Source organism: Ramlibacter sp. (assembly GCF_035655895.1).
Taxonomy (GTDB): domain Bacteria; phylum Pseudomonadota; class Gammaproteobacteria; order Burkholderiales; family Burkholderiaceae_C; genus Ramlibacter.
This window is the reverse complement of sequence record NZ_DASRTN010000011.1, coordinates 231,033-250,670: the sequence shown is the minus strand read 5'-3', so window position 1 is coordinate 250,670 and position 19,638 is coordinate 231,033. Positions and strand designations below refer to the sequence as shown.

Below are 19,638 nucleotides of genomic sequence, written 5' to 3'. Positions count from 1 at the left end.
TCTTAGAAATGCACCAGGGTTTCGGTGAAGCTCACGGTGTTGCGCGGGCCGGTCACACGAACCAGGATCTGGTAATACGGGCTGGCAACGGCCGCGGTGATGCGGCCGCCCGGCTGAAGTTCGCCGCGTTCGCTGCTGGTCGTGGTCGATGCGACGGCCGGCCGCAGGCAGACGTTGCCCGCGCCGGTCGCGCCCGGGTTACGGCAGAGGCGGAAGATCACGTACTTGACCGAATTGCCGTTGACGGGATTCGGATCCGTGAACGGCTGGACGTTGCAGGTGAGCCGGTTGGGGGTCGCCGCGCAGGTGTTGCCATCCCAGTCGATCAGGTTGTACTTGTCCGCCGCCGTGCTCCGGTTGCCCGTCGGATCCAGCCGTGCCGGCGTGGAGGCGAAGTAGCCGTTCGGCGTGGAGTCGTTCTCCAGTACTGCACCGCCGGTGTTCCCCTGCAGCCAGGTGATGGCGCGTTCGGCGGCCGTGTTGGTGGCCATCAGGGTGTCCTGCTTGAAGCTCAGGTTGCCCATGATCAGCGTCCCGGTGTCGACCGACCGGGTCAGGGCCACCGCGGCGAAGCCCAGGACGATGAGCGCCATCAGCGTGAAGAGCAGTGACGCGCCGGACTGCCGGCGGCGGTCGGGCCGCGAAGCGAGTTTCTGCATCATGAGTTCCACAGCATGTTGCGCAGGGGCACGGTCGTCTCGAAGACCTTGTAGCGGTACTTCTGCCAGTCAGGCAGCGTGTCCACCCGCAAGGGACATTTGCCCGCGTTGCAGGCGGTCCACCAGCCGGTGACCGGAACGGCCGTTCCGATGTCCCAGTCGGGATTGGCCAGGGTGACCTCGCCCGATTCCTTGTAGGTGCTGCGTTCCTCGAGCTGGGCGCTGCGAGCCACGATGGCGACGCGCACGGCAATGACCTGGCGCCAGCCCGCATTGGTGGTTGGCGTGGCCGTGTCCCAGCCGTCGACGGTTCCGTCGGCGTTGGTGTCCTTGCCGTACAGCGCCTTGAAATTCACGATGTTCGGGAACAGTTCCGTCGCGCCGGAGTAGGTCGGTGTGCCATCCGGGGCGATCTGCAGCACGTCCTGCCGCAGGGAGTTGTTCACGACCGAGAACCTCTTGTCGATCGGCACGCCCAGGTTCACCAGGAAGTTGCCGTCCGCGTAGGCCTGCGTGAGCGCGCTGGCGTTCCAGTTCGTGCCGCTCCCACGGGCGATGCTGTCGTCGGCGGCCGGTGCCACCGCGACCTGGAACACCTCGCAGTTGGCCGAGGCGTCGATGGTCGCCAGCATCAGTTCGCCGGGTGCAGCGAGCGTGCCGCTGTCGTCGTTCTGCGGTCCGTTGACGGAAATGGCGCCCGCGACAGGGAAGGTTCCGGTCGCCGAGTTGTAAGGTGCCGTGATGCGGATGGGAACCGATTGCGAGGGCTTGCCGCTGCCGAAGACGCGGAGCGTGTCGGACGCGCCGACGGCGCCCGCCGTGATGGTCACGGGCGCGAGGACGGCCGGGAAGCCGGCCACGGCGACGTTGTTGAACTTCGCGAGGATCGGGCAACCGAGCAGGGCGGGAATGGCACCGAAGCCATAGCCGGCCGGCTGGACGGCGCGCTGCAGCATGTCGAGCGCGAGTGCCCCGTTGACCTGGGCATCCGAGCCCGATGTCGTGGTGCGCTTCTGGCCTTCGGCCGAGACCAGCACCTGCGTGACGGCCAGCGTGGCGATGAGTCCGATCAGCACCCCGATCATCAGCTCCACGAGCGTGAAGCCGGATTGGCGCTGCAACCCGGGCACGGGATTACTGGACCTGCGTCGAGAGGACATAGGAGCGGGTTCCTTCGCCGGGGGGCGACCAGGTGAGTGTGATTCCCACGGCGCCGGTGGCGGCCGTGACGTTGACGGTGGCGGAGCCCCCCGGCAGGGCGGCTCCGACCTTGCGCACCCAGTCGGCGCAACGCACTGCAGTGCAGACCGTCCCCGGGCTGGTGGCGTAGTCGGCGATGTTGGCCTTGTCGGTCCAGATGGCGGCCACCATCTCGTTGCCGAGATAGGCGGCGTCCGCGCGGTATTTGGCAGCGCTCTGCGCGCGCGTCATCGATCCTTGCAGGCCGACCAGGCCGAGGATACCGATGCAGAACAGCAGGATGCCGACCAGGGCTTCGATCATGGCCACGCCGCGGGCGTGTCGGGCCGGGTTCCGTTTGCGGGATGGGAAGCGACGCATTGTCATCAGAGGCAGGCTCGCGGATCGGGGGCGGTGACGGCCGGATCGCAGAGCCGGACGCCGCCGCTGGCGGAGACCTGGATGCGAAGGGCGCGCGCGCCGGACAGGGTGTGGCTCAAGTCGATCCGGCCGATCGGAGTGCCGCCGGCAACCGGCAGACCGTAGCCGTTGAACGTGACGGTGGTGGCTGCCGTCGTGCCGTCGGTTGCGACGGCAGCGACGGTGATCCCACCCGAGGTGGACGCGAATTTCTCGACGATCACCGGGTCGGCCGCGGTCGGCGTCGCAGCGGTGGGGTTCGGGGCGAGATCACACTTGCCGGCAGGGCTGTCGAGCGAGACCACCCAGGAGCCGGACGCCGAGGAGAGGGCGCAGGTCGCATCCGGCACTCCCACGGCGGGCGTCACGAGGGAGAAGGAAACCGGCCGGTTCCGCTTGAGCGCCTCCGAGCGCGCCTTCTGCAGTCCGTTCTGCAGCGCCTCCGACAGCGAGCGCACCTGCGTGTTGCGGATCCATTCGGCGACGCTCGGCACCCCGACCCCCAGCAGCAAGGCCAGGACGGTCACGGTGACCATCACCTCGATGATGTTGAAGCCGCGCGAATGCCGGCGGGAGGTCAGCACTCGGAGCCCCTGGTCAGCCAGCAGCCCTTGGTCACCGCCTGGCCCTTGAACTGCGTGGTCTGCTGCACGTTGCTTTCGTTGATCGTGTAGACATGCCCTGCGACCACGCTGCCGGCGTTGCCCGTGGCCGTGATGGTGTAGCCGTTGCGGGTGGCACCGGTGACGCTGCAGGAGAAGGTGAAGTACTTCGCCGCCGGGAACGCGTTCCATGCCGGGGCACCGGCTCCGTTGGCGCAGTTCCCGGCGCCAGCGGCGGTGCCGAAGTCCTTGTAGTCCTGGAAGTACTGCTCCATCTTGACCCGGTAGTCGGAGAGGTGCGCAAGGGCTTCCGGGATGGCGCCCCGCCGCACGTAGTCCCGGTAGGACGGCAGTGCCACGCCGGCCAGGATGGCGATGATGGCCACGGTGATCATCAGTTCGATCAGCGTGAAGCCCGCCTGGGGGCGGGTGGCAGCCCGCTGGGGGCGGCAGTGGGGGCGATGGCGCACGGCGGTTCCTCGGAGTCTGGCGGTACAGGGGCGGATGCTAGATTCCTGCCGTTGAGCCACAACAGGCCCTAGCTCGACGGTTGGACGGGGGCGACGAGCGGTGCCGGCCGGGCGCCGCGCCACCCGCCGAAGTGGGGACGCCTGTCCGGGCGCGCGTGCCTAGCATCGCCGCCATGCTGACGCCGCGCAGATCCCCGCCTCGGAGACGCCTTCGCCTGGCCTGCAACCGGGGGACAACCCTGGCCGAGGTCGCGGTGGCCACGGCGACGCTGGCCGTCATCCTGGGCGTGGCCGTCCCGAACATGAGCGGCTGGCTGGCGTCGATGCAACTGGGCGACCTGTCGAACAGCTTCGTCGCCAACCTGCAGCTGGCGCGCAGCGAGGCGATCAAGCGCAATGCCCGGGTCGCGATCTGCAAGTCCGCCGACGGGTCCGCCTGTGCCGCCGATGGTGACTGGGCGCAGGGTCTGATCGTGTTCCACGACGCCAACAACAATGCGGCGCGCGAACCCCACGAGGTGTTGATCTACCGTGGACAGCGGTTTCCGCCAGGCTGGCGGCTGAGTGGAAACGCGAGTTTGCGCGACTACGTGGGGTATGGTCCGGACGGCATGACCCGCATGGAATCGGGCGCCTTCCAGGCCGGCACCCTCACCTTGTGCCGTCCCGCTCAAGGGGCGGCCGACGGCCGCCAGATCGTGATCAATGCCGGCGGCCGGCCCCGCGTGCAACGCACGGTGGTCGCCGCTTGCGGCGACTAGGATGCGCGGGCGCTCCCGCTAGCGCCGGACCTCGTCGACCAGCGTCTTGAATTCGTCGATGTCCTCGAAGCTGCGGTAGACGCTGGCGAACCGCACGTAGGCCACCTTGTCCAGCTTCTTGAGCTCACGCATCACCAGCTCGCCGATGCGGGTGCTCGGGATCTCACGCAGCCCCAGGTTCAGCAGCTTCTCCTCGATGCGTTCGACGGCGGCGTCGATCTGCTCGGTGCTGACCGGCCGCTTGCGCAACGCCAGGTTCATCGAGGCGAGCAGCTTGGCGCGTTCGTAGTCGATGCGGCGGCCATCCTTCTTGACGACCGCCGGAAAGCTGACGTCGGGGCGCTCGTAGGTGGTGAAGCGTTTCTCGCAATGCGCGCACTGGCGGCGCCGGCGGATGACGTCGCCATCCTCCGACACCCGGGTCTCGACCACCTGGGTGTCGGCATTGCTGCAGAACGGGCACTTCATGCCCGTCCCCCGCTGCACACCGGTCCGCGCGCGGCCGTCCGCGGCGCCGCCGCGGGGCGGCGGGGCTGCCTGGCGGCGGTGCAGCGTGTCACTTGTACACCGGGAAGCGGCGGGTGAGGGCGTGGACCTTCTCCCGGACGGCCGCGATGTTGGCCGGATCGCGCGGGTTGTCCAGCACGTCGGCGATGAGGTGGGCGGTCTGGCGCGCCTCCTCCTCCTTGAAGCCGCGCGTGGTCATGGCGGGGGTCCCGATGCGCACACCGCTGGTGACCATCGGCTTTTCCGGATCGTTGGGAATCGCATTCTTGTTGATGGTCATGTGGGCGTCGCCCAGCACGGCTTCGGCCTCCTTGCCGGTGATGCCCTTGGCCCGCAGGTCCACCAGCATCACATGGCTCTCCGTGCGGCCGCTGACGATGCGCAGGCCGCGCTCGACCAGCGTCTGCGCCACGACCTCGGCATTGCGCACCACCTGCTGCTGGTACGCCTTGAACTCGGGCGCGAGGGCTTCCTTGAACGCGATGGCCTTGGCCGCGATCACGTGCATCAGCGGCCCACCCTGGAGGCCGGGGAAGATGGCGCTGTTGATCGCCTTCTCGTGCTCGGACTTCATGAGGATGATGCCGCCGCGCGGGCCGCGCAGACTCTTGTGGGTGGTGGAGGTCACCACGTCGGCATGCGGGACCGGGTTGGGGTAGACACCCGCGGCGATCAGGCCGGCGTAGTGGGCCATGTCGACCATGAAGATGGCGCCGACTTCCCTGGCGATGCGGGCGAAGCGCTCGAAATCGATGCGCAGGGCATAGGCGGAGGCGCCGGCGATGATCAGCTTGGGTCGGCTCTCGCGTGCCTTGCGCTCCATCGCCTCGTAGTCGATCTCTTCCTTGGCGTCCAGCCCGTAGGACACCACGTTGAACCACTTGCCGCTCATGTTGAGCGCCATGCCATGGGTGAGGTGGCCGCCTTCGGCCAGGCTCATGCCCATGATGGTGTCGCCGGGCTTCAGGAAGGCGAGGAACACCGCCTCGTTCGCCTGCGCTCCGGAATGCGGCTGCACGTTGGCGGCCTGCGCTCCGAACAGCTGCTTGACTCGCTCGATGGCCAGCTGCTCGGCCACGTCGACGTTCTCGCAGCCGCCGTAATAGCGCTTTCCCGGGTAGCCCTCGGCGTACTTGTTGGTCAGCTGCGTGCCCTGGGCGGCCATCACGGCCGGGGAAGCGTAGTTCTCGCTGGCGATCAGCTCGATGTGCTCTTCCTGGCGGCGGTTCTCGGCGACGATCGCGGCCCAGAGCTCGGGGTCGGTTTGCTCGATGAGGATGTTGCGTTGGTACATGCGGCAGTCCAGACGTGTGGTGTCCCTGTGATGCACAAGGGCTGCCCAGGCGAACGGCGGAACGCCGGCGCTCGGCCGGCGGCACGCTTCCCAGTGGTGGCCCACGTCAGCCCGGCCGCCCCGCGGGGCGCCGCGCCTATCGCCAGTCGCGTACCGGCAGGAGTGTAGCCGAGGGGCTCAGGAGACCGAGAGCGACGCCAGCTTGTCCGGCGCGGGGGCGGGGGTGGCGGGCGCCTCCTCCTTCACCGGGACGGGCACCACGGTGCGCAGCACGGCCGGCGGGGCGATCGGCACGGCCCGGCCGGCGGCGACGTCGCGCAGGCGGGCATGTTCGGCCATCACCTTCTCGGCGTAGCCGCCGTCGTCGGGCAGCTGGGCCGCGCCCACGTAGAACTTCAGGCCACCCTGCAGCGAGCCGGCCCGCTGGATGCACTCTTCCAGCACCTTCACGCCGACGCGCAGGTTGGTGACCGGATCGAAGGCGGCGAGCTTGCCGCCGAAGATCTCGTACTTGTCGCTGTGCACGCCGGTCATGACCTGCATCAGGCCCTGCGCGCCGACCGGGCTCTGCGCGAACGGGTTGAAGCCGGACTCGACCGCCATCACCGCCAGGATCAGCGTCGGGTCCAGCTTGGAGCGGCCGCCGATCTCGTAGGCCTCCGCCACCAGCGCGCTGAGGGGTTCGGGCGCCACGCGGTACTTCTTGCTCAGCCAATAGGCGATCGCGGCTTGCTGCTTGGGCAGATCCTTGGGGTTGGCCGCCGTCGCGCGGTCGATCGCGTCCAGCTCGGGCACCATGCCCAGGGCGGCGATCTGGCGCTCCTGCAACCATGACATCAGCTGGGCCTCGCCCACCTGCCGCAGGTCGGGGCGCGCCACCAGCGTGGCCAGCGCGAGCATCACGGCGACGCCAACGAGGGCGAAACCGTTGTGGGTGATGTCGAAAAAGCCCTGGGCGACGTCGGATGCGAAGGTTCGCACGGCCTGGGCCACTTGTCCTGACGCTGTCATAGCACTCCTTTCTACGCGGGAGCCGGCGCTCGGACACCCGGGGTGGGCGTCCCGATGACCGGGCTCGTCGTTTGGATTGGGTCGCCATCGATCGCCGGGGCTCCTTTCAGGGCCAGCAGCAGCGGAATCGACTTTGCCGGGTTCGGCAGCGGTTCGGGGTCCCCTGGCTCTGCGCACAGGGAGCGGGGCGGATTCTAGGAGCCGCTCAAATAACTAGTCAAGAATAAGACCGTCGCGTCTTATATTCAGAAACAACAATCGTTTCGAATCATTACAGATCGACGCAACGCGCAAAAGTCAGACAACTCCGCATACATCTGTCCGCCTCGACCTGTCGGACGGTGGCAACCTGTCAAGCCATGTTTGGGCATGGCGGTCCGCGCTGCCATTGAAAGTTCCCATTGGTGCGGCGGCACGCCGGGGCGTAACTTGCAGGCACCCGATTCGTTCGGGCGCTTCAACCGGCCGGCGCCGCCAGGCTCTGTCCGGTCCCTCCTGGGGGCAATCCCTTGCTCCCGGTGCCGCAATGGCCTCGTGCCGCGCGGTACGCCAGATGTCCGGACTCGCGCCGGCGTCAAGCCCGGCAGGCGGCCTCAGGCCACCTGCCGGGCTTTCTCATGAGAGCCCGGTCCTGCCTGATTCCAAACGGGGCGAGAATATGGCCCGGCCCCCGCACCAGCGAGGGCGTGTTTTTTTCAGAACCAGAGCTTCCGTGACCCAAGCCAGCCTCAAATCCCCGGACACCCAGGCGCTCGACGCGCTCACCGGCGGAGCCTTTTCCGCGCCCACCTCGGGCGAGCGCGCCGCCCGCGTGCGCGAGTGGCTCCAGGCCAACCCCAGCCTCGAGCAGATGCAGGAGGTCTACCGCGAGCTGAGCGGGCGCGACAAGGGTGCCGCCAAGCTCCTGCGCGAGCGCCTGGACGAGATCAAGCGGAGCAAGGGCCAGGAGGTGATCGCCGCCGAATGGGCCCAGAAGGCCGAAGGCCTCCTTGCGCAGTCGCGCCTGAACATCGCGGATGCCATGGCATGGCAGCGCGACGCCGCCAAGGCCGGCGCGCCACTCAGCCGGGAGCCGCTGGCCGCGCTCAAGGCCAGCCTGGCCGATCGCGTCCGCGGCATCGAAGATCTGCAGCACCGGGTGCAGGTGCAGCGCGAGGCCGCCGTGCTGCTGGCCCAGCGCATCGAGGTGCTGTCGACCAAGTCGTGGCGTGACGCCCAGGCCGCGGCCGACGCGCTCCGGGCCGACGTGCCGGAATGGCAGGGACAGGCCGAGGCGCTGGTGGCCGATCCGAACTGGGCCAGTGTCGATGCCCGCTTCCCGCCCTTGCTCGATGCCTCGCGGACCCAGCTGCAGGTGGTCTGGGATGCCTTCCAGAGCGCGTTGGCGCAGGCCGCGGCGGCCGATGCGGACCCGACGGCACCGCTGCCGCCGGTGCCGGTGTGGGCCGACGAACTGCGCGCTGCCCGCGGGCTGCCGGTCGAGGCGCCGCCCAAGGCGCCCAAGCCGAAGGTGGATCCGGAAGCGCGGGCCAAGGCCGACGCGGCCGTCGCCGCCGCCATCGCCAAGCTGGAGCAGGAACTGGCGCAGGGACATGGCAAGGCCACCTCGGGTGCCGCCGCCGCGCTGCGCGCCGTGCTCAAGGAGCATGGCAAGCAGGTGGACGACAAGCTGGAGAACCAGGCCCACACCCTGCTGGCCTCCGCTGGCGAGATGGAGGGCTGGCAGCGCTGGCGCGCCGACCAGCTGCGCCAGGAACTGGTGGCCAAGGCCGAGGGCCTGTTCGAGACCGTCGCGCCCGCCGAAGGCGAGCCCGAAGGCACGGCACCGCTGCGCAAGCCGAAGTTCGGTGGACGCAAGATGCAGGAGCAACTGCGGTCGCTGCGCGAGCAGTGGAAGCAGGTGGACCAGGGCGGCCCGCCCAACCACGCGTTGTGGAAGCGCTTCGACGAGGCCTGCAACGAGGCGCACAAGGTGGTCGAGGCCTGGCTGGACAAGGTCAAGTCCGAGGCGGCCGAGCACCGCGCGGCGCGGCTGTCCCTCATCGAGGAGGTCAAGGCCTGGGCCGCTGCCAACACCACGGCTGCCGGCGGCGACTGGAAGGGCTTCAACCGCGTGATCCACCAGTTCGAGACGCGTTGGCGCGAGGCCGGCCACTTGAGCGAGAAGGCGTTCGCCGAGTTGCAGCCGCTGTGGAAGCAGGCGATCCAGGCGGCCGAGGCGCCGCTGGCGGCCGTTCAGAAGCAGAGCCTGGAGCGCCGCCACGCGATGATCGAGGAGGCCAAGGCCCTGGGCGCGGCGCCCCAGCTGCGCATCGACGCCGTCAAGGCGCTGCAGCAGCGTTGGCAGGCCGAGGCGCAGGGGGTCCCGCTGGACCGCAAGCACGAGCAGAAGCTCTGGGATGCGTTCCGCAAGCCGATCGACGAGGCGTTCCAGCGCAAGTCGGAAGACCGCGAGCGTGCCGCGTCCGCGCTGAGTGAACGCGATCGGGTCGTGCTCGAGGCGTCCAAGGCGCTGGAAGCGGCCAATGCCGGCGGCGACGCCAACAAGATCCGCGCGGCGATGTCCGCGCTCGACGCCGCCCTCAAAGGCCAGGCGCAGGCGCAGGCCGACAAGGCCCGGGCCGATGCACAGGGCGCCGAGGCGGCCTCGGTCCAGTCTGGCGCACCGGCGGCCGAGTCCGCGGCTGTGGCCGATGGGCAGCCATCCGCCGAGGGGGACGCACCGGCCGGCGCGCCGGCGGCGCCGCCGAAGCCGGCGCCCAAGCCCGTGATCGCGATGCGCGGGGACGACCGCCCCGGCATGAAGAAGACCGAGCCCATGCCCGCTGGGCGGGGCGGCAAGTTCGGGGATCGGCGTGCGGGTCCGGGGGCGGGCCCCGGCCGTTTCGGCGACCGCGGTGCCGAGCGCGGCGGCCGCGACGGCCGCGACGGCCGTCCGTCGCGCTTCGACCGGCCCGGCGAGGACCGGGGGCCCCGCCTGGGTGACGTCGCGTTCCGGGCGCAACGCGAGGCGATCGACCATGCGCAGCAGACCTTGCGCAAGCTGGCCGCGCAGGCGCACGGCGAGGCGCTCACGCAATTGCTGGCCGCGTGGGAGCAGCGCTCCGCCGAGCAGGTGCCCAGCCAGTCGGAGCTGGGGCGCGCCGTGACGCCGGCCGTGCGGGGCAGCTGGGTCAAGGCGCTGCAGGCGCCGGCCAACGGCGACGCCGGGGACGCGCTGCTGCGCCTGGAGATTGCCGCCGAGGCGCCGACACCGGCGGACCAGCTGAATGCGCGGCGCGCGCTCCAGCTGCACCTGCTCACGCGGCGCAACGACCCGTCGCCGGCCCAGACCTGGGGCGAGGACACGGCGCGCGTGCTGGGCTCGGCCTACGACGGCACCGCGGCTCGCCGGCTGCAGAACGTGCTGAAGACCTTGTTGCGCTGAAGCCGCGAACGCTCGCCAGGAAGCCGGGTTCGCCCGGCTTTTTGTTGCCGTCGACGGCGTCTTGCCGCGGGTGAGGCGCCGTGCAGCACCGCCCGCGCGGGGCGCTCAGCGCGACGGCAGGCCCGGTGCGAAGAAGGCGTCGAACAGCGCCACGAGCGCCGGAAAGTCGCGCGCGAACCGGGGCCGGTTGACGAAGTACGCCTCGCCCGCGACCGCGAAGAACTCGCCCGGGTTCTCGGCGCCGTAGGGATCGAGCCAGGGGGCCTCCCCGGAGAAGCGCTCGGCGATCACCACCTCTTCGCGAAACCGTTCGTACTCGGCTTCCAGGGTGGCGCGCCAGGCCCGCCGCCGCGGTCCCGGCAACGGCGGGCAGCCATCGGCTTCGCCGTCGCGCATGTCGATCTTGTGGATGAACTCGTGCACGACCACGTTGTAGCCATCGGCCGCCGAGGCGCCGGCGGATTGCACGTCGGTCCAGCTGAGCATCACTGGGCCACGCTCCATGGCCTCGCCAGCGAGCACCTCGTCCCATTCGTGGACCACGCCGGCTTCGTCCTGCGTGGTGCGGCGCGCCACGACCTGGTCGGGATGGACGACGATGCCCACGAAGTCGTCGTACCAGTCCAGGCCCAGGTGCAGCACCGGCAGCACGGCCTGGGCCGCGATGGCCAGCGCCATCTCGTCCGTCACGGCCAGCCCCTGGGCGCCGTGGAATTCCTTGTCGGCCAGGAAGCTCGCGGCCAGCGACCGCAGCCGGTCCTCGTCGGCCGGCCGCGCCCGCTGCAGGAAGGGGTAGGCCGCGAGCACGGCGTGCCACAGGGCGTCCGGGACCTGCGGCGCCGGGCGCCGCTTGCGCCACCAGCCGAACATCAGGCCAGTGGCATGCGCCGGGCGCCGGCGCCCGACAACCGCAGCACCTCCGCGCGGGGCGGGCGGGCCGCCAGGTCCCAGTCGGACAGCACGATCCGGCGATGCCGTGCGTCGAGGGCGTGTTCGCCCGGCCGGTGGGTGTGGCCGTGGACCAGCGTGTCGGCTCCGGCGGCCTCGAGCCAGGCAAGGGCTTCGGCCGCATCCACGTCCGCATAGGTCGCGCCCGAGCGCTTGCGCTCCTCGCTCTGCGTGCGCAGTGACTGCGCCACGGCCTGCCGCTCCGCGAGGGGCCGCAGCAGGAAGGCGTGCTGCCAGCCGGGCGCGCGCACCTGGGCGCGGAACCGCAGGTACTCCGTGTCCCCGAGGCAGAGCGCATCGCCGTGGCTCAGGAGCCAGCGCTGGCCGGCGAGGTCGAGCCGCGTCGGGTCGTCCAACAACCGAACCCCGGTGGCCTGCGCGAAGGCGTGGCCGACCAGGAAGTCGCGATTCCCGTGCATGAAGTACAGAGGCCGGCGCGCCGCAGCCTCACGCAGCACGGCGGCGCAGTCGGCCGCGAAGCCCGGCTCCTGCGCCGCGTCGTCGCCGGGCCAGGCCTCGAACAGGTCGCCCAGGATGACGATCGCGTCGGCGTCGCTCGCGGCGAGGTAGCGCCGCCAGGCTTCGAACGTGGCCGGCTCGGCCGGCTGCAGGTGCAGGTCGGACAGGAGATCGACCGAACGCCAGGACGGCGGGGCGGCCAGCTCGGCGATCGGCTCGGGCGCCACCGTGCTAGACGGCGACCGCCTTCTCGATCACCACGTCCTGCGCGGGCACGTCGTCGTGGAACCCCTTGCGGCCGGTCTTGACGGCGCGGATGCGGTCCACGACGTCGGTGCCGCCGACCACCTTGCCGAAGACGGCGTAGCCCCAGCCCTGCGCACTGGGGGCCGTGTGGTTGAGGAAGGCGTTGTCGGCCACGTTGATGAAGAACTGCGCGGTCGCCGAATGCGGCGCGTTGGTACGCGCCATGGCCACCGTGTACTTGTCGTTCTTCAGGCCGTTGTTGGCCTCGTTCTCGATCGCTTCGCCCGTGGGTTTCTGCTGCATGCCGGGGGTGAAGCCGCCGCCCTGGATCATGAAGCCGTCGATGACGCGGTGGAAGATGGTGCCGTCGTAGTGGCCGTTCTTCACGTACTCGAGGAAGTTGGCAACCGACTTGGGGGCCTTGGCCTGGTCCAGTTCGAGGGTGACGACACCCTGGCCGGCGATGTGGAGTTCGACTTTGGGATTGCTCATGGGGTTCCTTGCTTGACGGGCGTGACGGACCGGATGGTCACGGGGGTGGTCGGCACGTTCTGGAACGGGCCGGCGTTCCCGGTGGGCACGCTCTTGATCTTGTCGACGACGTCCATCCCGCTGACCACCTTGCCGAACACGGCGTAGCCGTAGCCGTCGGGGTTGGGCGCGTCGAGGTTGCGGTTGTCGACCACGTTCACGAAGAACTGCGCGGTCGCCGAGTTGGGGTTGCCGGTTCTCGCCATCGCGAGGGTTCCACGCTCGTTCCGGAGGTCGCGGGCGATCTCCAGCGCGATGGGTGCCCGGGTCGGCTTCTGCTGCATGTCCGGCGTGAAGCCGCCGCCCTGGATCATGAAGCCGTTGATCACGCGGTGGAAGATCGTGCCGTCGTAGTGCTTGTCGCGCACGTACTGCAGGAAGTTCTCGACCGTCTTGGGCGCCTTGTCCGGATAGAGCTCCACGACGAAGTCGCCGGTGCTGGTGGCGAACTTCACGCGCGGGGTCTGCTGCGCCCAGGCACCCGAGGTGGCGGCCAGTGCGACCAGGAGGGCGGCCGCGGCGCGGCGCGAGACTGCAGGGATCAACCGATCACTCCTTCGAAGAAGATCTTCCATTGCTGGCCCTGGCGCATCCAGTACTGGCGCTTGATGGGGCCCGTGCGGGCCCCGGCGGGGACCTCGCCGAAGGTTACCACCATGGTATCGGCCGAGTCCGTCCAGCGCAGGTAGGACAGGTCCTTGAGCTCCAGCTCCCGGCCGCGCGCCCGCTCCAGTTCCGTCTTCAGCTGAGGCAGCCAGTCGGCGATCGGCCTGCCGTTGGCCGACATGTCCGGCGTGTAGAACGACAGCGTGCGGTTGATGTCGCCGCTCGCCTTGGCGGCCCGCCACGCCGCAAGCGTGTCGGCGAACGGCCTGGCATCGGCCTGCAGGGCCTGCGGCGCCACCCAGCGCAGCGACGAGGCGATCACCACCGGCGTGGTGCGGACTTCGACGGTGCGGATGATGCGATCGAGGTCCGGGTTGGCCAGCACCACGCAGCCGTCGGTGGCCTTGGGCGCCCGTGAGAACTGCGCCGGCGGCGTGCCGTGCAGCCAGATGCCGCCGCCGGTCTTGCCGCGCCGCGCGTCGTAGGGGTTGGGGTAGTTGATCGGCAACGCGCCCACGCCGTAGAAATCCTTGAGCGACTTCGGGTCGAGGTTGCTGGTGACGTAGTACACGCCCAGCGGCGTGCGCAGGTCGCCTTCCACCGCCTTGTCGATGCCCGAGCGGCCGACCGAGATGTAGTAGTCGGCCAGCAGCTTGAGCCCGGACGGGCCGTTCTCGAACAGGTACAGGCGGGCCCGCGAGGTGTCGACCGCGATGGCGTGCCGGCTGCGCGGCGACAGCTGCAGGAACTGCGAGGGGATCGCGCCGGCCGGCGGGCGCTCGCGCAGCGCGCGGATGCGCAGTTGCGACTCCTCGCGCAGTTCGGCCAGCAGTTGCGCGCCGCCGGCACCCAGCGCGTCCGGCACGTCGCCCAGCGAGCGCACCGGCCGCGTCTGCGCGGTCAGGAGGTCGCCGTAGACCAGCTGGGCCAGCTGGAAGTTGGGGTGCTCGCGCACCAGGGATTCGGCCTGCACGAGTGCGCGCCGTGCCTCGCCCGCACCGATCAGCCGGTACACCTCGAGGAGGCGGGCCTCGGCCTCGCCGTCGCGGACGACCTGCCTGGGCGCCGCTGCCGCGGCGCGCGGAGGTTTGTCCTTGTGCCGGGCCTGCGAAGCGGCAAGGGCCGGCGGGATGGCCAGGACCGAAGCAGCGGCCAGGAGGGCTGCGGCGCGGCCGGCGTGTCGATGGAGGAAGGAGCGAAGGTTCAAGACTGCAAACCCAGTGCGCCCGGCGGGTGGCCGGCCGCCGTCAGGCGCCGGTGCTCTCGCGCACGATGACCCAGCGGTCGCCCACCTTGTGCAGCTCCAGGGTCTTGCGGCTGCTGACGTTCAGGCTGTCGGCGCTGTAGGCCTGCTTGAACCTGGCCGTGGCCTTGTTGCCGTTGACCGCGACCGACACGTCGGACAGGCGCACCTGGATGCGCGATTTGCCCACGATGCGGCTGCGCCGCTCGTCTTCCCAGGCCTTGCGGGACTGGTTGCCGGGCGGGTCGAACTCCTTGCCATAGGCGCCGAGGTAGCCCGCGATGTCCTTGGACGACCACGCGGTGGCCCAGGCCTGGATGGCCGACTCCACCTCGCGGCTGCCGTTGCCTGCCGCAGCAGGGGCGGCCGGGGTGGCGGTCGCGGCAGGGGAGGGCGCGGGGGCTGGGGCGAGGGCAGCCGCCGGCGCAGCGGCCGGTGCCCTGGCCACGGTGGCTGCTGCCGGAGCCGCCGGCGCGACCGGGGCCGGTGCCGCCGCGGCCGGCGACGTGCCCGGCCGCACGCCCTTGGCGCCCGGTGCGAACAGCTCGCGGATCAGTGCCAGCTTCGGCTGCACCGCCGTGTTGCCGGAATCGAGCTGCAGCGCGCGGCTGTAGGCCTGGCTGGCGAGCTTGGCGTAGACGTCGCCCAGGTTCTCGTGCGCGGTGGAGTAGCTCGGGTTGGTCCGGATGGCCATCTCGAGCGCGGCGCGGGCCTTGTCGAACTGGCTCTGGCCCGCGTACAGCACGGCCAGGTTGTTGTACGGCTCGGGCAGCTCGGGATAGTCCTCGGTCAGCTTGGTGAAGGTGGTGATCGCGTCGGCCGCCTTGCCCGATTCGGTCTGGATCACGCCCTTGAGGAAGCGCATCTGCGGGTCGCGCGGCTTGCCGGCGAGGAACTGGTCGGCCCTGGCCAGCGCGTCCGCGTGCTTGCCCGATCGCAGCAGCTGGTTGACATCGGCGTACTCGTCGGCAAGCGCCAGCGCAGGCGCGGCAAGGGCGGCCACCAGGGCGAGCAGGCGCAGCGTGCGCGGGAGGATGGGACGGGCGTGCGACATGGGGGCCTCGAGGAAAAGCACGGAAGCACTCCCCGACAGGGGGGCTATATACTGCGGGCCGATTGTACCGGGCACCTCGACAACAAAGCCCGGCGAATTCACGAGAAGATCCCCCCTGCGCCGCCTCGCCGGCGCGGTTTCCACCACACCGTTCATGAGCCTGCGCATCTACAACACGCTGACGCGTGCCTTGGAGGATTTCGCTCCGCTCGAGCCGGGCCACGTGCGCATGTACGTGTGCGGCATGACCGTGTACGACCTCTGCCACATCGGCCACGCGCGCTCCGGCGTCGCCTTCGATCTGGCGCGGCGCTGGCTGCAGGCGTCTGGGCTGCGCGTCACCTTCGTGCGCAACATCACGGACATCGACGACAAGATCATCCGCCGGGCCGTCGAGAACGGCGAGCCGGTGCGCGCCCTGACCGGCCGGATGATCGACGAGATGTACCGCGACTTCGACGCGCTGGGCATCGGGCGGCCCGACCACGACCCCCGCGCCACCGACTACGTGCCCCAGATGCTGGACATCGTGCGCCGGCTCGAGGACAAGGGGCTGGCCTACCGCAGCGGCGGCGACGTCAACTACGCCGTGCGGCGCTTCCCGGGCTACGGCAAGCTCTCGGGCAAGTCGCTAGACGAGCTGCACGCGGGCGAGCGCGTCGCGGTGTTGGAAGGCAAGGACGACCCGCTGGACTTCGTGCTCTGGAAGGCCGCCAAGCCCAGCGAACCGCAGGATGCGATCTGGGCCAGCGACTACGGCCCGGGCCGCCCGGGCTGGCACATCGAGTGCTCGGCGATGTCCTGCGCGCTGCTCGGGCAGACCTTCGACATCCACGGCGGCGGCGCCGACCTCACCTTCCCGCACCACGAGAACGAGATCGCGCAGAGCGAGGGCGCCAACGGCGCGCCGCTGGCCCGCGTCTGGATGCACAACGGCTTCGTCAACATCGACAACGAGAAGATGTCGAAGTCGCTCGGCAACTTCTTCACCATCCGCGAGGTGCTGCAGAAGTTCGACGCCGAAACGCTGCGCTTCTTCATCGTCCGCGCGCACTACCGCAGCTCGCTGAACTACAGCGACGTGCACCTCGAGGACGCGCGCGGCGCCCTGCGGCGGCTGTACACGGCGCTCGACTCGGTGGCGCCGGCGCCGGTCACGATCGACTGGGCCGAGCCCCACGCGGCCCGCTTCAAGGCCGCCATGGACAACGACTTCGCCACGCCCGAGGCGATGGCCGTGCTGTTCGACCTGGCCGCCGAGGTCAACCGCGGCAAGTCGGCGCAGGTCGCCGGCCTGCTCAAGGCGCTGGGCGCGACGCTGGGCATTCTGCAGGGCGACCCGCGGGCGTTCCTGCGCGCGGGCGCCACGGTGGACGAGGCCGCCATCCAGCAGCAGATCGAGGCCAGGGCGGCCGCCAAGAAAGCCAGGAACTTCGCCGAGGCCGACCGCATCCGGACCGACCTGCTGGCGCGCGGCATCGTGCTCAAGGATTCGCCGACCGGCACCACCTGGGAGGCCGCCTCGTGAGCACGGCCGCCCGCGTGGGCGTGTTCCCGGCTCCCGCGGAGGCTGCCCAGTGAGCGATGCCGGCGGTTCCCCGGTCGAACTGGTCAAGCCCGACTACTGGCCCGAAGCCTGCAGGCACCTGGCCCGCAAGGACCGGGTGATGAAGCGGCTCATCCCGCAGTTCGGGGATGCCTGCCTGCAGTCGCGCGGCGATGCGTTCACCACGCTGGCGCGCAGCATCGTCGGACAGCAGATCTCGGTCAAGGCCGCCCAGAGCGTCTGGGACAAGTTCGCCCGGCTGCCGCGGCGGATGGCGCCGGCCAACGTGCTCAAGCTCAAGGTCGACGACATGCGGTCGGCCGGCCTGTCGGCCCGCAAGATCGAGTACCTGGTCGACCTGGCTCTGCATTTCGACTCCGGCGCGATCCACGTCGATGCCTGGCAGGCGATGAGCGACGAGGAGATCATCGCGGAGCTGGTGGGCATCCGCGGCATCGGCCGCTGGACCGCCGAGATGTTCCTCATCTTCCACCTGCTGCGCCCCAACGTGCTGCCGCTGGACGACATCGGGCTGATCAACGGCATCAGCCGCAACTACTTTTCCGGCGACCCGGTCAGCCGCAGCGACGCCCGCGAGGTGGCCGCGGCCTGGGAGCCCTTCTGCAGTGTGGCGACTTGGTATATTTGGCGGTCGCTCGACCCGCTGCCTGTCGACTACTGACACAGGCCCGGCCAGGGCCGATCCCGAGGAGTAAACGTTGGCCAAAAAGACATTCCTGGATTTCGAGCAGCCGATCGCCGAGCTCGAGACCAAGATCGACGAACTGCGCTACGTCCAGAGCGAGTCCGCCGTCGACATCTCCGAGGAGATCGACCAGCTCTCCAAGAAGAGCCTGCAGCTGACGAAGGACATCTACAGCCAGCTCAGTGCCTGGCAGATCACCAAGATCGCACGCCATCCCGAGCGCCCCTACACGCTCGACTACGTCGGCGAGATCTTCACCGACTTCGTCGAGATGCACGGCGACCGCCACTTCGCCGATGACCTCTCGATCGTGGGCGGCCTGGCGCGCTTCAACGGCAACGCCTGCATGGTGCTGGGCCACCAGAAGGGCCGGGACACCAAGGAGCGCGCCGCGCGCAATTTCGGCATGAGCCGGCCCGAGGGCTACCGCAAGGCGCTGCGGCTGATGAAGACGGCCGAGAAGTTCAAGCTGCCGGTGTTCACCTTCGTCGACACGCCTGGCGCGTACCCGGGCATCGACGCCGAGGAGCGCAGCCAGTCCGAGGCGATCGGCCGCAACATCTTCGAGATGGCGCAGCTGGAAGTGCCGATCATCACCACGGTGATCGGTGAGGGTGGCTCGGGCGGTGCGCTGGCGATCTCGGTCGCCGACCAGGTGCTGATGCTGCAGTACTCGGTCTACTCGGTGATCAGCCCGGAAGGCTGCGCGTCCATCCTCTGGAAGACGTCCGAGAAGGCCCAGGAGGCGGCCGATGCCATGGGCATCACCGCGCACCGGCTGAAGGCGCTGGGGCTGGTCGACAAGATCGTCAGCGAACCGGTGGGCGGCGCGCACCGCGACCACAAGCAGATGGCCGCCTTCCTCAAGCGCGCGCTCAACGAGGCCTGGCGCCAGGTCGCCGACCTGAAGCCGCGCGAATTGCTCGACCGGCGCTACGAGCGGCTGCAAAGCTATGGCCGCTTCAACGACACCAAGGCCGAAGCCCGCTGAGCCGGGCGCCAATCCCGCCCTCGCGCCGCTGGCGGCGCTCCAATCCGCGTTTCCGGTCGGGGTCGCCTACAGCGGCGGCGCCGATTCCACCGCACTGCTCCATGCGGCGGCGCAGCGCTGGCCGGGCCAGGTGCATGCGCTGCACGTGCACCATGGGCTGCAGCCGGCGGCCGATGGCTTCGTCCGCCACTGCGAGCAGGCCTGCGCGCGGCTGGGCCTGCCGCTGCACGTGCGCCGGGTCGATGCCCGGCATGCGCCGGGCGAGAGCCCGGAGGACGCCGCGCGCCTGGCGCGCTACCGGGCCCTGGCCGATTCGGCCCAGCGTGCGGGCCTCGCCGCGGTGCTGCTGGCCCAGCAGGCTGACGACCAGGTCGAGACGCTGCTGCTGGCCCTGAGCCGCGGGGCCGGGCTGCCGGGGCTGGCGGCCATGCCCGAGCGCTTCGAGCGGCATGGCGTGGTGTTCCTGCGACCGCTGCTCGCCGTCAGCGGCGCGGCGCTGCGGGAGTGGCTGGACGCCGCCGCGCTGGCCTACCTGCGCGACCCGAGCAACGAGGACATCCGCTACACCCGCAACCGCATCCGCCGCCACGTGCTGCCGGCCCTCGACGGTGCCTTCACGTCCTGGCGGGAGACGTTCGCGCGGTCGGCGCGCCACGCCGCCCAGGGGCAGCAATTGCTGTCCGAGCTGGCCGTGCAGGACCTGGCGGCGATGGGCGGTGCGCCGGCGCTGCGCGACCTGCAGGCGTTGTCGCGGGCGCGCCAGGCCAACCTGCTGCGCCACTGGTTGCGCCACGGGCACGGGACGGCCGCGACCGCGGCGCAGCTGGATGAGCTGCTCGACCAGGTGGCCTCGTGCACCACGCGCGGCCACCGGCTGCGCATCCGGGTGGGCGCGGGCCATGTCCTCAGGGATGGTCCCCGGTTGCACTTCGAGGCGGGCTGAGCCAAGAATCGTCTCTCCACGCCACACAAGGAGAC

At 70.1% G+C, this 19,638-nt stretch carries 20 protein-coding genes; 6 read left to right on the top strand and 14 right to left on the bottom strand.

The features are described 5' to 3' along the window. Positions 1 to 2: 2 nt before the first annotated feature. From VFE82_RS13565 to VFE82_RS13545, 5 genes are all read right to left on the bottom strand, one after another. On the bottom strand, positions 3 to 659 hold the full coding sequence (locus tag VFE82_RS13565; RefSeq protein ID WP_325000847.1) for a hypothetical protein: 657 nt from the start codon (positions 657 to 659) through the stop codon (positions 3 to 5). Next, a complete protein-coding gene (locus VFE82_RS13560) occupies positions 659 to 1,819 on the bottom strand; it encodes a PilW family protein (protein WP_325000846.1) in 1,161 nt (386 codons plus the stop codon). Before VFE82_RS13560 ends, VFE82_RS13565 begins: the two co-directional genes overlap by 1 nt. Further along, positions 1,794 to 2,162 (bottom strand): pilus assembly protein PilV, encoded by a 369-nt coding sequence (locus tag VFE82_RS13555; RefSeq protein WP_325000845.1) that lies wholly within the window; start codon positions 2,160 to 2,162, stop codon positions 1,794 to 1,796. The genes VFE82_RS13560 and VFE82_RS13555 overlap by 26 nt, the downstream gene beginning before the upstream one ends. A gap of 62 nt (positions 2,163 to 2,224) precedes the next feature. Continuing rightward, a complete protein-coding gene (locus VFE82_RS13550; RefSeq protein WP_325000844.1) occupies positions 2,225 to 2,842 on the bottom strand; it encodes a GspH/FimT family pseudopilin in 618 nt (205 codons plus the stop codon). Beyond that, positions 2,836 to 3,330 (bottom strand): type IV pilin protein, encoded by a 495-nt coding sequence (locus tag VFE82_RS13545; RefSeq protein ID WP_325000843.1) that lies wholly within the window; start codon positions 3,328 to 3,330, stop codon positions 2,836 to 2,838. Before VFE82_RS13545 ends, VFE82_RS13550 begins: the two co-directional genes overlap by 7 nt. A 254-nt stretch (positions 3,331 to 3,584) precedes the next feature. Here VFE82_RS13545 and VFE82_RS13540 point away from each other — a divergent pair, with 254 nt between their 5' ends. Beyond that, complete coding sequence (locus tag VFE82_RS13540) at positions 3,585 to 4,091, top strand: GspH/FimT family pseudopilin (RefSeq protein WP_325000842.1); 507 nt, start codon at positions 3,585 to 3,587, stop codon at positions 4,089 to 4,091. Positions 4,092 to 4,109: 18 nt separating this feature from the next. Here VFE82_RS13540 and nrdR read toward each other — a convergent pair whose 3' ends face one another. The 3 genes from nrdR to VFE82_RS13525 all read right to left on the bottom strand — a co-directional run bounded on the left by nrdR (position 4,110) and on the right by VFE82_RS13525 (position 6,903). After that, complete coding sequence (nrdR, locus tag VFE82_RS13535; protein ID WP_325000841.1) at positions 4,110 to 4,559, bottom strand: transcriptional regulator NrdR; 450 nt, start codon at positions 4,557 to 4,559, stop codon at positions 4,110 to 4,112. Between the two features lie 88 nt (positions 4,560 to 4,647). Next, positions 4,648 to 5,892 carry a serine hydroxymethyltransferase gene (gene glyA, locus VFE82_RS13530; protein ID WP_325000840.1) on the bottom strand — a complete coding sequence of 415 codons (1,245 nt, stop codon included), beginning with the start codon at positions 5,890 to 5,892 and terminating at the stop codon, positions 4,648 to 4,650. 177 nt (positions 5,893 to 6,069) lie between these two features. Continuing rightward, on the bottom strand, positions 6,070 to 6,903 hold the full coding sequence (locus tag VFE82_RS13525) for a lytic transglycosylase domain-containing protein (RefSeq protein ID WP_325000839.1): 834 nt from the start codon (positions 6,901 to 6,903) through the stop codon (positions 6,070 to 6,072). A gap of 658 nt (positions 6,904 to 7,561) precedes the next feature. Here VFE82_RS13525 and VFE82_RS13520 point away from each other — a divergent pair. Continuing rightward, positions 7,562 to 10,330, top strand: a complete 2,769-nt coding sequence (locus VFE82_RS13520) for a DUF349 domain-containing protein (protein ID WP_325000838.1) — start codon at positions 7,562 to 7,564, stop codon at positions 10,328 to 10,330. Positions 10,331 to 10,435: 105 nt separating this feature from the next. On the opposite strand, the gene VFE82_RS13515 is transcribed toward VFE82_RS13520, so the two are convergent. From VFE82_RS13515 to VFE82_RS13490, 6 genes are read right to left on the bottom strand one after another with little or no spacing between them, the layout of a single operon-like run. Further along, positions 10,436 to 11,200 (bottom strand): M90 family metallopeptidase, encoded by a 765-nt coding sequence (locus tag VFE82_RS13515; protein ID WP_325000837.1) that lies wholly within the window; start codon positions 11,198 to 11,200, stop codon positions 10,436 to 10,438. Next, positions 11,200 to 11,964, bottom strand: coding sequence for a UDP-2,3-diacylglucosamine diphosphatase (locus tag VFE82_RS13510; protein WP_325000836.1), 765 nt, complete (start codon positions 11,962 to 11,964; stop codon positions 11,200 to 11,202). Before VFE82_RS13510 ends, VFE82_RS13515 begins: the two co-directional genes overlap by 1 nt. A 4-nt stretch (positions 11,965 to 11,968) precedes the next feature. Further along, the gene (locus VFE82_RS13505) at positions 11,969 to 12,475 is read right to left on the bottom strand and encodes a peptidylprolyl isomerase (RefSeq protein WP_325000835.1); all 507 of its coding nucleotides are present in this window, start codon (positions 12,473 to 12,475) and stop codon (positions 11,969 to 11,971) included. Beyond that, positions 12,472 to 13,089 (bottom strand): peptidylprolyl isomerase, encoded by a 618-nt coding sequence (locus VFE82_RS13500; protein WP_414708757.1) that lies wholly within the window; start codon positions 13,087 to 13,089, stop codon positions 12,472 to 12,474. Before VFE82_RS13500 ends, VFE82_RS13505 begins: the two co-directional genes overlap by 4 nt. Further along, complete coding sequence (locus VFE82_RS13495) at positions 13,056 to 14,327, bottom strand: L,D-transpeptidase family protein (protein ID WP_325000834.1); 1,272 nt, start codon at positions 14,325 to 14,327, stop codon at positions 13,056 to 13,058. The genes VFE82_RS13500 and VFE82_RS13495 overlap by 34 nt, the downstream gene beginning before the upstream one ends. A 40-nt stretch (positions 14,328 to 14,367) precedes the next feature. Continuing rightward, positions 14,368 to 15,417: a L,D-transpeptidase Cds6 family protein gene (locus VFE82_RS13490; protein ID WP_325000833.1), complete on the bottom strand. Its 1,050-nt coding sequence runs from the start codon at positions 15,415 to 15,417 to the stop codon at positions 14,368 to 14,370. A gap of 154 nt (positions 15,418 to 15,571) precedes the next feature. Here VFE82_RS13490 and cysS point away from each other — a divergent pair, with 154 nt between their 5' ends. Genes cysS through tilS form a run of 4 tightly spaced genes read left to right on the top strand, consistent with a single transcriptional unit; the run spans position 15,572 to position 19,603 of the window. Continuing rightward, on the top strand, positions 15,572 to 16,945 hold the full coding sequence (cysS, locus tag VFE82_RS13485) for a cysteine--tRNA ligase (RefSeq protein ID WP_325000832.1): 1,374 nt from the start codon (positions 15,572 to 15,574) through the stop codon (positions 16,943 to 16,945). Positions 16,946 to 16,994: 49 nt separating this feature from the next. Then, complete coding sequence (locus tag VFE82_RS13480) at positions 16,995 to 17,645, top strand: DNA-3-methyladenine glycosylase 2 family protein (protein ID WP_325000831.1); 651 nt, start codon at positions 16,995 to 16,997, stop codon at positions 17,643 to 17,645. Positions 17,646 to 17,682: 37 nt separating this feature from the next. Next, the gene (locus tag VFE82_RS13475) at positions 17,683 to 18,660 is read left to right on the top strand and encodes an acetyl-CoA carboxylase carboxyltransferase subunit alpha (RefSeq protein WP_325000830.1); all 978 of its coding nucleotides are present in this window, start codon (positions 17,683 to 17,685) and stop codon (positions 18,658 to 18,660) included. Then, positions 18,623 to 19,603, top strand: coding sequence for a tRNA lysidine(34) synthetase TilS (tilS, locus tag VFE82_RS13470; protein ID WP_325000829.1), 981 nt, complete (start codon positions 18,623 to 18,625; stop codon positions 19,601 to 19,603). The genes VFE82_RS13475 and tilS overlap by 38 nt, the downstream gene beginning before the upstream one ends. Positions 19,604 to 19,638: the final 35 nt, after the last annotated feature.